Annotated in this window: 7 protein-coding genes; 6 read left to right on the top strand and 1 reads right to left on the bottom strand. The window is 43.9% G+C overall.

What is annotated here, in order from left to right; genetic code table 11:
- The first annotated feature begins 21 nt into the window (after positions 1–21).
- The 6 genes from ACH784_RS17100 to ACH784_RS17075 all read left to right on the top strand — a co-directional run bounded on the left by ACH784_RS17100 (position 22) and on the right by ACH784_RS17075 (position 13,674).
- Positions 22–2,073 (top strand): hypothetical protein, encoded by a 2,052-nt coding sequence (locus tag ACH784_RS17100; protein ID WP_404392234.1) that lies wholly within the window; start codon positions 22–24, stop codon positions 2,071–2,073.
- A gap of 2 nt (positions 2,074–2,075) precedes the next feature.
- A complete protein-coding gene (locus ACH784_RS17095; protein WP_404392232.1) occupies positions 2,076–2,594 on the top strand; it encodes a DUF1566 domain-containing protein in 519 nt (172 codons plus the stop codon).
- A gap of 4 nt (positions 2,595–2,598) precedes the next feature.
- On the top strand, positions 2,599–4,488 hold the full coding sequence (locus ACH784_RS17090; RefSeq protein WP_404392230.1) for a calcium-binding protein: 1,890 nt from the start codon (positions 2,599–2,601) through the stop codon (positions 4,486–4,488).
- 47 nt (positions 4,489–4,535) lie between these two features.
- Positions 4,536–7,640, top strand: a complete 3,105-nt coding sequence (locus tag ACH784_RS17085; protein ID WP_404392228.1) for a PKD domain-containing protein — start codon at positions 4,536–4,538, stop codon at positions 7,638–7,640.
- Positions 7,641–7,669: 29 nt separating this feature from the next.
- On the top strand, positions 7,670–9,769 hold the full coding sequence (locus ACH784_RS17080; protein WP_404392226.1) for a Hint domain-containing protein: 2,100 nt from the start codon (positions 7,670–7,672) through the stop codon (positions 9,767–9,769).
- Between the two features lie 200 nt (positions 9,770–9,969).
- Complete coding sequence (locus ACH784_RS17075; RefSeq protein ID WP_404392224.1) at positions 9,970–13,674, top strand: M4 family metallopeptidase; 3,705 nt, start codon at positions 9,970–9,972, stop codon at positions 13,672–13,674.
- Positions 13,675–13,802: 128 nt separating this feature from the next.
- Here the strand turns inward: ACH784_RS17075 and ACH784_RS17070 are convergent, their stop codons facing one another.
- On the bottom strand, positions 13,803–15,923 hold the full coding sequence (locus tag ACH784_RS17070; RefSeq protein WP_404392222.1) for a methyl-accepting chemotaxis protein: 2,121 nt from the start codon (positions 15,921–15,923) through the stop codon (positions 13,803–13,805).
- Positions 15,924–15,936 lie beyond the last annotated feature (13 nt).

Genomic DNA, 15,936 nt, shown 5'->3' with positions numbered 1-15,936 from the left:
TTTCAATAAGGATATAGACATATGTTGCGTTCTATTTCGGCGGCACTGGTTTGTGCAGCCTCAATTTCAGTGCAGGCATTTGAAGTGCAATTGCCTCAATACATTTCTCCGGGTGAGCAAGTTGTGATGAGTGCAGGCCCAATTGCTCAATACGATGAGTTTGCATGGCAGTCATCAAGCTTTAACGTACAGTTGCAAAGTTATGGTGATAAACAGCAGTTTGCTGCACTAAAACTGCCGAAATATGCCAATGACAGTCAAATTAGTGTGTATACCTATGGCTTGCAGGGGTGGAGTTATGAAACCCAACAAAATGTCATAGAGGTACGAGCAAACAAACCAAAACTGCCCAGCTCAATCGATATTGTTGGACCAAGTTCGTTATTGCTAGATCAGCCAAATGTTCTTGTTCTGCAAGGCGTAGCGCCAAATACCAATATTAGTTGGCAAGCGGTTGATGACAATGGCAGTGATCAAGGTGTGCAGTTACAAAGTGTGGCCGATAATCAACTCGAGTTGAGCTTAGACTCGGCGGCATTTCAAGGCGAAACAATTCATGTACTTGCGACCATAAACTTATCGGGGTGGCAATATCAGGTTACTCAGTCTTTTAATTTAGAAGGACAAGCCCCTCCACCAAACTTGGTTATTAATACGCAAAATACCTATCAAGAATTTAAAGCAGGCACATTATCAGCGTTCGTTGAGCATACTTTGCCAGAAGACGAGGTTACATTTAAGTGGCGAGTGATTGCTAAAGGCAATGCTGAAACTGTGCAGCTAAGCACTTCTGAGCAAGCTCAAACTCAGGTGCAAGTTGATGGCATAGATACGGTTTCTAAAGTCACTCTCGCGGTAAATGCAACGGTTCGTTCGACTGAAAAAACGGTTTCGTTGAACAAAGAATTTGATATTTCGGTGCTGCCAAATAAAGCGCCCACTCTCTCTTTTAATACCACAAAAACTCAGCTGTGGGCGGGCGAGTCAATGGCGCTTTCGGTGACAAGCGCCGATCCTGAACAAGATGCTGTCACACTCGATGTAAAGAATTTATCGACCGATTTAGTCGCATTAACCAAGCAAGGGTCTGGCTATGTGATCACGGCAAAAGCAATAACCAGCGACGAACAAGCCAAGTTTAAATTAATGGCGACAGATGAATGGGGCAACGAAACCTTTGAGCAAATAACTTTGCCAGTACGTCGTTTACCGACTGTGAGTTTTAGTCATCTACGTCGCTTATACGCACATAGCCCAGGGACGCTAAAAGCGGCCATTGATATCCCAATGAATGACGTAAAGAAAATTACTTGGCAACAACGCTTTGGTGAGCAAGTACAGCTCACCACTCCAGCAGAAATGACAACCGATTTTATGGCTAAATCAGGTGGCTCGGAGTTGGGCTTCGCGGTGCATTTAACCCTTTCTGAAGATGTGACTGTTTCTGCAAATACCAATTTGACCGTGCTTTCCTCCCAACGACTAAACGACACAGGGGATGTGCTTTATGTTGATAAGCAAGGCAATTGGACCCAACACATCGCAGATAGCTTGGCAGGGTTAGATGCATTAGTTGGGCGTGATGCAGCAAGTGTTTTACTCAAGCAAGGCGCGGGTCCGCAGGGATTTGATTTTAATTTCTTGAGTGAACAAGGCGATGTGGTTGCGGCATTTTCAACTCAAGCTGTGTGTCTAAGAGATAATCACACCGGTTTTGTATGGTTATTAAAAACCGCTGCAAACGGCGACTTACAAAGTAAGCAAAATATCAATCAAATCAATAGCAATATAACCGCGTTAAATGAAAAGCAGCGCTGTGGCATGCAAACCTGGCGGCTGCCAAATGCCGAGCAACTGCTCTCGGTGTTAAGCACGCACAAATCAGAGCATACCTTGCATTGGTTGACGGCTACCGAAGCTGGACTTGGACAGGTTTTCTCTCGTTTGCAACTGCTGAGTGCAACGAAAAAAGCAGACCAAAACTACATCATAAATTGGCACCCAAGTACGTTAACCTCGTCTTGGATGAGCAGTCAAAATGCTTATCACTTCTTACTGATGGCCGGAGAGTAATCATGAAAAAATTAGTCTTATTTACAGCGATGGTTGCGCTGTTTGGCAACGCAACTGAAACGTTTGCGCAATGTGATGACCTATCGGATGTAGCCAGGTTCAGCTCGGCGGCTGAGCAAACCATTATCGATTATAAACATGGACTAATGTGGAGTGCTTGTGCCATCAGTCCATCATCGGGTCGATGTATGGGTGAAACAGAAGTGCGCTCTAGAATGACCGGGTTGCAAGCTCTGCAGTTTGCAGAAGATGCGCAACTCGGTGGTCATGCTGATTGGCGATTACCTAACTTAAAAGAGGCGTTAACGCTATTCGGCGGATGCAATGACTTTACTTACCAAGCGCCTTTGCAAGCTGGTAAATATCAGCGCCGAATTTGGACGGCCACACTCGATGCTGGACTGTCTGGCGCAAGTTTAAAAACAGTCACGATGAGTGATGGTCAAATTGTGCCTTGGGCAATAAAAACCAGCGCAGCCTCGGTATTTTTAGTGCGTGATGTCGCGCAAGGAGCGCAGTGAGCTTATGTTGATCACAACCTTATTGAGTTTAGGTATTTCGCTAGAGCAGGCTTCGCAGACCACTCGGCATTTAAATATGCCAACGAATTTGCCACACAGCTTGGTATACAAAACGGTGTTGAACACCCTCACGGGTACCGATGGTGATGATGTTATTCAAGGCACTAATGGCAATGATGATATATCGGGTTTAGCCGGTCATGACACCTTGTATGGTGGCCAAGGGCTTGATTCCTTGTTTGGCGATGAAGGCAACGACACTTTACATGGTGGTAGTGGCGACGATTACCTGATTGGCGGCAGCGGCGACGATGTGCTGCAAGGCGGGCAAGATAAAGATGACTTGCGCGGTGGGCAAGGTGTCGACAGGCTCTTTGGAGAAGAGGGCGACGATAAATTATACGGGCAAAGTGGCAATGATTTTTTGTCTGGTGGGCAAGGGCGAGATCAGCTTTTTGGCGATGAAGGTGTCGATGAATTACGGGGCGGCTCAGAAGATGACAGGTTAGAAGGTGGAGATGCCAGCGACAAGTTATATGGCGAAAGTGGCAACGATACCTTGATCGGAGACGGCACCAGCCATATTGGCAATGATTATTTAGATGGCGGGGTCGGCAATGACACCCTAATGGGCGGCGCGGGTAACGATGAACTACTGGGTCAGGCAGGGCGCGACACATTATTTGGAGACGATGGCGATGATCTGCTCAAAGGGGGGGATGACAGCGATACCTTAAATGGTGGTAGAGGTAGCGATACTTTGCACGGCGAATTGGGCGATGACGAACTCTATGGAGAGGATGGCGACGATCAGCTATTTGGTGGTTCAGGTGCCGATACTTTAGATGGTGGTGATGGTAACGATGTTCTGCAAGCCGGCGATCATGATGATTGGTTGTTTGGGCAAACGGGGCATGATCACTTATATGGCGGCAATGGCAATGACATGTTATTCGGCTATGACGGTGACGATCACCTGTATGGAGAAGCGGGTAACGACATTATTGATGGCGGCTGGGGCAATGACACGTTTTATGACTCTGCAGGTACTGACCAATTTGAAGGGGGTGAGGGAGATGACTTGTTTTTACTCACCAATGCAGGTTATGGCCGTCACAGTATTATTGGCGGGCCGGGGCAAGATGTTATTCGCTTAGCCGAAGGTGAACAGCACTTTACGCAGTTGCACACCGATATTCAGAGTGTTGAGATACTGCAAGGTAATGCGCTAGATAATCAGTTAGTGCCAGCAAATGGCATTGAAAAAGTCGAAGGTTTTGCTGGCAATGATAGTTTGAGTGACAGCGCTGGCAATGAAAGCCTTTACGGTGGCCTCGGTGATGACACGCTGTATAGCACCGCAGGTAGTGACAATTTATTTGGTGAACAAGGGAATGACACCTTTTTTATTTCTTCGAGTACGGCAAGTGCATATGGTGGTGAAGGAAATGACACCTTTTATCTTTCTTCATCCGTAAACCTAATCGATGGTGGTGCAGGGCAAAATAGCATTGAACTTCAGAATGTTGCGTTTGCAGACATTAAAGCCAGTATCAATGTGCAATCGTTAGTGGGCAATGCACTGCCTAATACGCTAAAGCATAGCTTATCGGTATCTCAAAAGCAGACTACTTCTGCGCAAATGCATATTTCATTGGGAGCGGGTATAGATAGATTTTTACCCGGCGTGATCGCGGATGATCGACAAGGGCTGACTTATAGCCTGAGCTATCAAGCAGATACCGTCACCCTGCAGACTGGGCAATTTACCTATCACTTAAAAAATGATGTTGAATTCATTCTGTTTGAGCAAATCAAGCAAGGATATATCGCTAAATTTTTACTCAATTTGAAAACGCAAAAAATGACCGTGATCTCGGAGCAACCGATTTAATCCTATTTTTTATTAACTAAGTCAAAACTAACTAAAAGGATATTTTTGTGAAGTTTATATCGACAGCTGTTTTGAGTGTACTGGGGTTGAGTGCCCCTAGTTTCGCGGCTCAATATCATGCAGTACCCGCATTAACCGGTAATGCAAATATGGGGGTGAATTGTATTAATGCACAACAAAGCGTAGATAGCGTCGGGATTGCCAGTCAATGCCAGCAGTTAACTGTGCCTACAAACCCTCGCATAGCGGCGCAATTTCCTGTGCCGCCAAAACATTATAATGTGCAATTCAATAACCCCGACTCTCCTATTTTTCGAGAGTTTGACGGTTATCCAATGGTGATAGAGCGCAGCGCAGGAAAGTGCTTTTTACGCAATGAATTGGTCAATACGATTGAGCCGCAAAGGAATGTGTCACCGAGCGAATTCACGAGCTTTTCTTACGACTGTGCAACGGGTCCTGAAGAGAGCTTCGATACCAGTCGTTTACTTTATCAATACACGGTAAGTGGCGCGTTCCAGCCGCAAAATGACGCGCATTTATTTGCCTCGGTAACAATGCAAATGGCGGCTCATTACTTTGCTGACTTATACCCTCAACAGAGTGAACTTTGCCCTGCTTGGGGTGGTGAATATTGTTTAGAGCAATTGCAACAAAGAGTTGGTTACAGTGCTGAAGGGCAAAAATACTCGAGTGATTGGGATGGCAAATTTGTCAATTTAGCTGAAGGTGGCTCCGTAGTAAGCCAGTTCTCACACGCCAGCTCACTCGATATCGTTGCGCATGAAATTGGCCATGCACTGCTTACTTGGAATAGTCCTCTGCTTTATCAAGGAGAAGAGCCCGCCGCGGTACAAGAAGCCTTCTCTGATATGACTGCACTGGCGGCCAGAGACTACTATATTCGCCATCTTGATGGCAGTGTCGAGCGTTCATTTTTAGATAGCCCTATGGCACAAGCTTGGCAAAACTCAGCAGAAAAAAAGTGGTGGTTAGGCACGGGCTTTAAATTTAATGGCAGCCCGCTGAGATTTATTGCTCAACCAAGATTCGATTTAATCAGTATTGATGACGCCCGAGATATTGCCGATGCAAATGGACCACATCAAAAAGCGGGTGCGTTGAATAAGTTCTTTTACTTATTAGCGGATTCAGCACAGTGGAATATCGAAAAAGCTTATAAATTGGCGCTAAAAGCGGCGAAAAACTGCTTTAAAAGCGATACAGGGATGACCGCTGCAGGATTGTGTTTTGAATCAGAAGCGCCATATGCTGAAAGAGCATTGATCAGAAGCTTACTTAAACAAGTGGGTATTGTATCTGAGCAAGCCAGCGACACACATTTGGCTTTCGAGGTCGAGCGTCAACTTGATGAGTTAACGTTTGCAATTACCGACAAGCGATTTAGCAATAGCCAAGCGAGACAGTTTGAAATTTTAGTTGATGGCGTGTCTTTTTTCGCATGGCAAAAAAATAATGGTCAGGGCAGCTTTGCGAATGCAAAACACGGCCGAGTGAGTTTGCCGCTAGGTGCTAATCTCATTGAGTTAGCCGTGAAATTATCTGATGGCCGTACTTTGTCAGCAGCAAGACATATTTTTAGTGCTGAGCAAGCGCGATGTCAGCCAAAGTTAACGGGCGCTGCAGCGACGAATGTGCAAGTAAATAACGAGCAACTCAACATAGAGAAAGCGTTTGCGCATCTGAATGTGGCGACTGATTTATATCACCAAGATAAATTAACGTTGCGTTTTAATACGCCGCTTAATAATCGCTTTGTGTCGGTTTTTGCTGATCTGGATAGAGATAGAGTGTTTGAAGCTGACAATAACAGCAATGAGCTTATTTATACGCAAGCAGATAGCACGTATGAAGTTACCTTTAACTTGCTGGCTACGGAGCAAATAAATGCGGGTCCATTACTGTTAAGAGTGCGTATTGATGATGTTCAACAGAATGCATGTGACACAGCTAACAATGCTCAAGTGATTGACCTAAAAGTCAATCTAAAGAAAGGCAGCAACTTACAGTCTGTCGACTTCGCGACGCAGCAAGTGAATGACCAGATCACCTTTACAGCGCAAGCAACAGGGCAAGGTAATTACACCTATAACTGGTATTTTGATGACCGATTAGAAGCCAGTAATAGCAACACCATTACGCGTTCAATTAATTCAGATACCTTAGTGAAAGTTGAGTCTTTGCTTGCAGGTAAAGTGGTTGCCACAGAGCAAAGAGTGGTGAAACCCGTTGCACCAATTAACCTTGCAATTAATTGTGTCGTAGAAGGCACGCAGTGTCGTTTTAATGTTGACCATGCTTCGCTACCAAGCGGGATTTCAGGACGATATTTCTGGGAGTTTGGCGATAACTTAAATACTTCAGATACTCGAACGAATGCAGAAAGCTTCTTATTTGATTATAAAACCAGTGGGCAATACAGCGCGAAACTCACTGTGTACCTTGATAGCTTGAATGCACAGTTTACAGCGCAAACGTCAGTTAATATCGCGGTGGCTCGTCCTGAAGTGACGTTTACCACACAAGCCGACTCGCAAAACTCATTGCAAATACTTTTTAGTGCTCAGCATATCGACACGTACAAACAAGTATTTTGGTCTGTAGAGCAAACGCGCTATGAACAAACTGACTTTACGAAACCTTGGCGTCATACCTTTGCCACTGCAGGTACACATGCCGTGCTACTTACAGTGGTTTACCCCGATGATACGAGAAAAACCATTCGCAAAGAAATCACGGTTGAAGCAGCGGCAGGTAAAACTCAATTGCAAATATTGAGCATTGATACCGACCTTAAAAGCTGGAATTGGTGGTGGTGTGACAGTACTGAGGCTCGCAATGTTACGCAAGCCACAGAAGTCACAACCGCTTGTAAATATGCGCAAATTGATATGCTAAAAGTGAATACCAACTTCGAAGATAGCAGCCTATTGAAGTATGACTACTGGGTCGATCTTAATAAAGATGGGGTATTTAGTCAGGATGAGAAAAATACCAATCATACGATTACCCTAGGCAGCAATCGCATTCCTGTATGTGTGACAGCATACACACTTGAACATGCCGAAACATCTTCGGCCTGTATCGCACCTGACGGCGGTGCAACCTTTAACTTTTATATAACTAAGTAAGATAACTTTTGTAATTTTAAGGAAAAAAAATGAAATTTAATCTATTGGCTCTGGCTATTAGCTCCACCTTGGCATTAGGCAGTGTGACTGCAGATGCACAACCAGCCGAACACAAAGCGGTAAAAGCGTCACTAGCAAGCAACATGCAACAAGATGGCGTACAGTATTTAGATCCTGATAGCCCAGCAGCACGTGCCGAGTTGGCTGAGATGTTTGCCGAAGCAGGTTGGACGGTAGAAAATAGTCCTCAGTTATACAAGCAGCTTCATACCCCGCAGCAGCGCATTGCTCAGTCTGCCTTTGCTAGCCCATCGCTATCTACATTAGAAAATAAAGAGTTAGAGTCGTTGTTTAGCCACCTTGGTTTTAACATCGTTAAAGAGGGTGACACTAAGTTATTCAAAGTGCGTTTATTAAACTCTGAGCCAAAGTCGACTCAGATGACGGTCATGACCATTAGCTTGGTGAATGAGAATGGCGATCAGATCACCACTAAGCAAACCTCTCGTTTCTTTGGTGATGCAACGGCATCTGAATCACGTAAATTATTGGGTGGTGAAGCCACATTAGAAAGTGCTTATGAATATGTAAAAAAAGCCAAAGCGATTTATGGTGAAGGTACTGCTTATGTAATATTTAAAGACGGCACTAAAGTACTCAAAAAAGGCAAAGTTAAATACGACCGTAATGCGATTTTAGGTATGCTTAGTAGAGAGCTTGGTATTCCTATGTCGAACAAGTATCGCGCGGTAAACCTTAAACCAATTGAGCCTATCAAACCGATTGATCCAATTATTATCGAGCCAATTGGTCCAGATCCAATCTATTTAAGAAAGGCACCTGCTGAAGAGTTTAAATATGCAGAGCAACCTGAGTTTCAAGTTGCTAACTTCGCTGGTGGTAACTTCTTTGATCATGTTGTGAGTCATCCAAAAGATTGGAAGAAAGCCGATGCGAACAACAAAAATGTATCGGGTCAAGACGGTAAGATCATGGTGTGTCTAAACCGAGACTATGGTGACTGTGACTACCCAATGATCCAATCTGGTGGTGACTACAACAACATTCCGCATGTGACGATCCCATTCCAGGGTTCGATTACGCTTCCAACTTATATTTCTAAGGTTTTATTTAAAGAAGATAATGTTTTAGAAAGTAATAATGTTCAGCCAACAGATGTGTTGATCCAGGGTAAAGATAGCTTTGTAGATAAGCTGTCGTATCATACAGATCATGTTAAAAATAGCTTCAGCCAGTACTTTACCATCGATTATTCTTTCGATGCCGAAACTTGGTTGCCACAATCGGTTTTACGTTGGAATATTCCTCGTGATAAAGGCTTGTTTGCAAAGCCGGGTATTTTTGAGCGTCGCCAAGATGCATACTGGATCTTAAATATTGCCATTGAAGAAAACTGGATGGGTAGTCCTGAAGATGCGTCTGCATTCTTTGGTATTTCAGGCGACGACTATAATGCTGAAACGGGCTACAGTTCTTATATTATCGCTTCAACTGAAGCGCCTGCGCTACCTCAAAGTGGCGCCGTATATGAACAAGCACCATTACAATTCTCTTATAGCTGTTTAGCCGAAGGTTCACTCATTTTGATGGCCGATGGCTCTAAGGTGGCAATTGAAACGCTTAATATTGGCGATTTTGTCACTGGCGCTAGCGAGTTCTCTCCAAAGATCAAAGAAACACTTCGAATTGCTGATATTTCAGTGGGTGTAGAGCACCTGCCTATGATCCAGTTAACAACCGATCAAGGGCAAGTACTGACATTAACTGAGTCTCATCCAGTACTACGTGAAGGCGGTCAACCTGTGTGGGCACTGAACATTGAGAAAGGCGATAAGATCCAAGTTAATGGTGGCCTTGCGACCGTTACTGGCTATGAAAAAGTAGACTACAAAGACAACGTATATAACTTGAAGCTAGAGCGAGTAAATGGTGAAACCGAGCAAGGCGAAAGTTTTGTGATGTTTGCAAACGGCATTTCAGTAGGCGATTTAGCAATGCAATCAGAGAATGAATTTGATACGCATAAAGAGTCGGTTGAAGATGTATTAAAGCGTTTACCAGTTGAATGGCATACCGATTACTTAAACAGCTTAAAAACAGGTAAGTAAACCTTCTGAGTTTTAATAATTAGCTAAACCCAGCTTAAAGCCGACCCATGTCGGCTTTTTTAGCTTGTGTGGAGGAGCATTTTTATCATCATAAAGATTATACCGTTCCACATTAAATCAGCATTTTTAACGAGAATGTATTAGAAATTCGATTCCCTAATATGTAGACTGATAGTTATCACTTATAAGGAGATTAATTAGTGAAACGATTTGCTTTTACGGCATTACTGATGCCGTTAATTTCAATTGCTGCTACCCCTTCATTTGCAGCTGAGAATACTCATTTCGCTGTGCCTGCGATGATGGGGAATGCCAAAATGGGCTTGCTGTGTGCTCAGGCGCCAGAGTTTGCGAGCCGTGATTGTCAAACAGCAGTGATCCCCGACAATGGCCGAACAAGAGCGCTGTTTCCCTATATTCCAGAGCAATATAACTTATTGTATCGGGACGAAAATAGCCGGTTATTTTCTCAATTCAGTGGTTATCCGTTTGTTATAAAATATCAAGATGGTATGTGCTCTTTAGAAAATGCCGCTGTGGTTACGCGCCAGAATACGGTTGATTATCCTGTCTACAGTTACATCTGTGACGGGGCTGCACAAGAAAGTGCGGATCTCTCACGAATCCAAGTTCAGTATACTGGTTCAGGTGTTTTTCAAACTGAAAACGACGCCCACTTTTATGGCGGTATCACTATGGATATCTTGCATAAAGAATTTGCCGCTATGTATCCAAATACCACCGTTCCATGCGATTCAGAGGCTGAGTATTGTTTAGAGCAACTCAATATTGTGGTAAATGGTAGTCATAGTCCATACACCAGTGCTTGGAAGGATGGAAGAATTTTGTTGGGCAGAGGTATTATTGGAAATGGAGTTTTTCCGCATGCCACTTCTTTAGACATGATTGCCCATGAAACAGGCCATGCCTTGTTAACTTGGAATTCGGAAATAGGCTATGGGGATGGTGATAACTCAGCCATTGGAGAAGCGTTTTCCGACCTCACCGCACTCTTCGTTCGCAATGAGTTTTATAAGGGATTGCAAGCGGGTGGCGAAGAAAACTTTATAGAATCAGATGCACATCAACACCTATCCGATGATGGCCGTTTTTTCTATGCACTGTCATGGGACAAATATATTCATAATAGAGCGCTGCGTTATTTATACTCACCGATGACAGATGGTCAGAGTATTGATGATTGGCGTGATATCGAAATTGAAACGCCTGGACCACACTACCAAGCAGGGATTTTAAATCGCTTCTTTTATCGTTTGGCGACATCGAACGGTTGGGATATTGCAAAAACATTTCGCTTAACCATGAAAGCGGCGCAGACGTGTTTTGTAGAAGATACTACGTTTGAGCATGCGGCCTTTTGTTTGATAGATGCAGCCGAAGAGCAAGATAAAGCAAGGGTGTCTGCTAAATTGCAAGAGGTGGGGTTAGTCCCGACAAACTCCTTAGCAAACAATCTCGATTTTTCAATTGAGCGCTTATATACCTCAATAAATTATGCCTTGGCAGAGTTAGAGCAAGCTGATTTAACCGCGGTGAATGTCAGCATCAATGAGCAATCTATTCACCAGTGGCAGTCAAACTTTAATACTCAGTCGCAGTTCAATGCTATCAAGCAAGCGCAGCTCAATTTAGATGCGGGCGAGCATGTACTCGCAATTGAAACTACGAACCAAGAGGGGCTCACTAAAACGGGTTACCGTTTATTAAGTATTTTTAATCAGCCAATCTGCCAGCCACAAACAGACACAGTGGTATCGAACCAGTTAACGGTTGGCACTGAAGATTTTGCTTTGACGCAAGGGTATGAGTTTTTAACGGTCAACGAGGCTTGGTATAAACAAGCTTTGGGTGATTTTCAATTCCATAATATGCCTGCCAATAAAGTGTTATCGGTATTTTATGACTTAAACAGAGATCGCCAGTTTGCAGACTCTGAGAAAGTACTGACGAGCACAGAAGCGAGCTCATTGATGGCATTACCCAATATTGATGCTGTACCAGGTGATATGTTGGTGAGACTACGTATTGATGATGCCGAGGCAAGCGCATGTGCTGAGAACGCGCTAAGTCAGGCTGTTGACTTGAAGGTGCATATTGAAGCGGGCACTCCAAGCACGCCTATCGACTTTAGCCATAAACAAGTTGAGCAAACATTAAAACTGGCGGTGACGCCTAATTATGCAGAAAACACACTATTTCGTTGGATCTTTCCAGAACAGGTGATTGAGCAAACAGCGTCTGAACTAGAAAAAGCGATCAATGCGCAGGGAGCGTATGTGGTTGCATTAGAACATGTCGAAAATGATAAAGTGTTAAGTAGAGCCGAAAAGCATATCGAGTTGATTGCTGATCCGAGCTTAGTCATCACATGTGAAACGCAAAATACGCAGTGTGTGTTATCAGCAAGTCATGATCCGCAAAATGCGGCTGTTGAGTATCAGTGGACGCTAGCTGGAGAGCAGATCACCAAGCAAGATAATCAGCCGTTTACGTATGATTTTGGCGAGTATGGTGAGTTCGACCTTTCATTGATTCTGGCTTACATAGATGGCACGGCTGAATTCTCAACCGCGACTCGAGTCACACTTGAAGAGTCTTTACCTGATTTAAGTTTAGTGATTGGTAAGCAAGTTAACAGCACAATCACCTTGCAAGCCGAGAGTGAGTTTGATGAGCGCTTTACATTAAATTGGCTCATTAATGGTGAGTTACAGTCGAGTCATGAAAAAGCAATAACGTATGAGTTTACGTCTGCGCAAACGGTGACCCTGCAGTTACTAAGAGCAGGTGAGGTTGTAAAAGAAGTTTCTCAGCTAGTTACACCTATTCTTGATCCAAACCTGACTATTCAGTGTGTACTTACTGGCACTCAATGTGCGCTGTCGGTAGAGCATGACTTAGCCGATTCAAATCTAACTTATCAATGGCGTTTAAATGGTGAAGACATCTCTAAAACGTCAAAAGATACCTTTAATTATGACTTTGCAGGATACGGAGAATTCACGCTTTTACTTACCTTACAAGCGCATGACTCTAATGCAGAGTTCACGACAAGCAAAGTAATTCAGATCCAATCTCCTGAACCACTGCCTGAGGTCGGCTTTAGCATTTCACAGCTAAATAACATCTTTACTTTTACTTTGAATACGGCGTTACCAGCTGGGTACCAAGTTATTTTGGTTATTGATGGGCAAGCATATGAATTGGTAGAAGGTCAGCTACAGCTTGAGTTATCAGATGACACCTCAAGTTATACTTATGTTCTAAAAAAACAAGGGCAAGTACTTAATCAGCAAACGCGAGATATTCACAGGGAGGCAATGCCGAGTTTGGACTTTGAGTGTGTGGCAGAGGGGTTAAGTTGCCAGCTAACTGCAACGCATAATAGCGAAACCCAAGTTGAGGCATATTTATGGTCTACATCGGTTATGTCAGAAGCTGTAAAAACTTCTGAGCCGCATTATGTCATGCAGTTCCCAGAAGCGGGTGAGTACTCGGTATTATTGACCTTAGTGACGGAGTCGGGTGCTCGTTTTACGAAACAAAAAAGCGTGACGGTTGCTGAACTGCCTTATGCAGATGTCGCCATTTCATTTTCACAACATAATGCGACTTTAAAGCTAGAAACAGAAAACAGTGACAGCCTGGGAGGGCAATATCAGTTTGTTTGGTTGCTTAATGGAGAGCAAATCACTGCGAAGCAACTAGAAACTGAGTTAGCGACTTTAGCAACAGATTATGTTGTGAAGCTGCAAGTGCTCATGGCGGGGGAAGTGGTTAAAGAAGTATCTCAAACCATTTATGTATTTGAGGATATAGGATTAGATTTTGCTTGGCAGAATAGCGCAAATAATCCATTACAGTTTTCTTTTCGAAGCTTGTAGGTAGAGTAGCCAACCAAAAGTTGATTAGCATACACCTAAAATAAAGGGGCCATTTGGCCCCTTTGCGGTTTATACCAATCCTCAAAATAGACCGCTTAATTAAGAGGATTGCTGTAAGCTTTTTACTTTTAGGTTCTTAAAAGTCCCAGCTGACTGTTCTTATGCTCAACTAATTTCATAAGATGTTGTGCTGCGTCTTCAATGGTATCGGCTAGTTGCGCAAGCTCTGCTGCCGCATCAGAAATCCCCGTCATATTTGCACTTAAATCTTCCGTTACAGCACTCTGTTGCTCAGCTGCGGTGGCGATTTGGGTGACTTCATTTGATATGTCATCTAGCGCTTGTACCATTTCACTCATTTGTGCTGCAGCGCTACCACAATGGGTCATGGCATCGCTGGCTTGCACGACTGACCGCTCAATGATGTCTTCAGAGGTTTTAACCTCATTTTGCAGGTTATCAATGAGCTGACTTATCTCATTCGTCGAGTCTTGGGTTTTTGAAGCCAAAGATCTTACTTCATCAGCAACCACAGCAAACCCTCGACCTTGCTCACCAGCACGTGCTGCCTCAATCGCGGCATTCAAAGCCAGTAGGTTCGTTTGCTCAGCAATAGAGCGAATTACATCGAGAATTTGTGTGATGTCGTTACTGCGAATAGCCACAGCATTGATAGACTCTTTGGCACTGGCAATTTGGTCAGACATGACCTGTACCGATTCTGACGCTGCAGAAATACCACGCTCACTTTCTTTTACCTTTTCATTGGTGGCATTGGTTGAAGCCGCTGCATTTTCTGATGAACGAGCCACTTCGCTGGCGGTTGCACTGAGCTCATTAATGGCGGTTACAACGCTGTCGATTTCCATATGCTGCATATTCACTTTGGCCTTAATGTCTTCCGCAGCTTGTGATGTTTTGGTTGATTGCTGATAAGAGTTGTTCGCCAGTCCTTTTAAGTCGTTCACCATATTACGTAGTTTTTGCGTAAATAGGTTAAAGCCTGTGGCAATGGCAATCAGCTCTTCATGTTGATTTACTTCGAGCTGAACGGTCAGATCTCCATCGTTACTGGCAAGGTTCTCGACTCTATCTTTAATGTCGGTCAGAGGCCCTATTATGGTTCTCAAAATGATCACTGAGAGTGCCAAAGCGATAACTGATGCTATCACGCCGATAAAGATCATACTTGAGCCCACAGTTGCGGTATCTTCAGCTTGTTGCTCTGCTAACTCGTTCGCGCGAGCAAGCGCTAGATCTTTGGGTAGTTCAATCACTAAGCTCCAAGTGGTATTGGCAACTTTGATCTCGATTGGCATAGTGAATACAAGGTTGTTATCAAACTCAAACTCAGTTTGTTTTTTTCGGTTGTCCATGATGGTTTTGCCCGCAGCGCCTGGTAGAGACTCAGTCAAAGGGCGAGCGAGTTTGTCATAATGGCTTGAACCGACAAGTAAGCCAATATCACTGAGAATACTAACTTTAGCTTGGCCGTTATAAAGCGATTTAGACACTTCTTCAGTGAGAGTTTGGAATCGAGGTAGATTAATATCAACACCGACCAAACCAATAAACCTACCATTGGCAATCACAGGTGTAGTAAGAGAGGTCATTAACTGTGAGTTACCTGGAGTTATTTCATAGAGGTAAGGCTCCATGATACAGGGTTTAAGGTTGTCTTTGGCGCACAAATACCACTCGCTTTCTCTAAAGCCAAACTCGTTGCGGGCATTGAGGTACTTTTCACCCGGATCTTCAATTTGATGCTGAGTGAATTTACCTGGGGCATCACGAGTAATGTAGACCTCTAAAGAACCTGCGCCAGGGACTGAGTGTGTTTGCCCTGAGTTGGTGAACTGGCTATCTTTACCGTCATATCCGTTGGCTTCGAATTGAGCATAAATTGAAGAGATACCCTGGTTTTTCTCGAGTGCACCGAGCACCATTAAATATAGGCTTTGTCTTGAAATCGGGCTTTGCTCTGCCGTTTTTGCAATACCGCCCGAAAGACTGTAAGGAATTTGATACTCCTTGTTGATATAACCACTCACTTGCTCAGCGTACAGTTTGGCTTTTGCTGTTAGTCGGCTATTGATTTCATCTAACACAACACTTTGTACACGTTCACTTTGCACCTGATTATTATTGTTGAGCTGCACCCAACTAATGGTGACTAGTGAGGCGACAAGCAACACGAGTGTGATGGAAATAAAAGCGATTAGCTTAATCTTAATAGAGAGCTGATTCATATTCCTACCGTTT

Origin of the sequence: Pseudoalteromonas phenolica, assembly GCF_044788725.1 — a bacterium.
GTDB lineage: Bacteria > Pseudomonadota > Gammaproteobacteria > Enterobacterales > Alteromonadaceae > Pseudoalteromonas > Pseudoalteromonas phenolica_C.
Note: the sequence above shows the minus strand (reverse complement) of the source record. Positions and strands in the feature narration are given on the sequence as shown.

What these genes read in the sequence shown, in the direction of transcription:
- ACH784_RS17100 (WP_404392234.1), top strand. Translation starts at nt 22, where the DNA reads ATGTTGCGTTCTATTTCGGCGGCACTGGTTTGTGCAGCCTCAATTTCA.
- ACH784_RS17095 (WP_404392232.1), top strand. Translation starts at nt 2,076, where the DNA reads ATGAAAAAATTAGTCTTATTTACAGCGATGGTTGCGCTGTTTGGCAAC.
- ACH784_RS17090 (WP_404392230.1), top strand. Translation starts at nt 2,599, where the DNA reads ATGTTGATCACAACCTTATTGAGTTTAGGTATTTCGCTAGAGCAGGCT.
- ACH784_RS17080 (WP_404392226.1), top strand. Translation starts at nt 7,670, where the DNA reads ATGAAATTTAATCTATTGGCTCTGGCTATTAGCTCCACCTTGGCATTA.
- ACH784_RS17070 (WP_404392222.1), bottom strand. Translation starts at nt 15,923, where the DNA reads ATGAATCAGCTCTCTATTAAGATTAAGCTAATCGCTTTTATTTCCATC.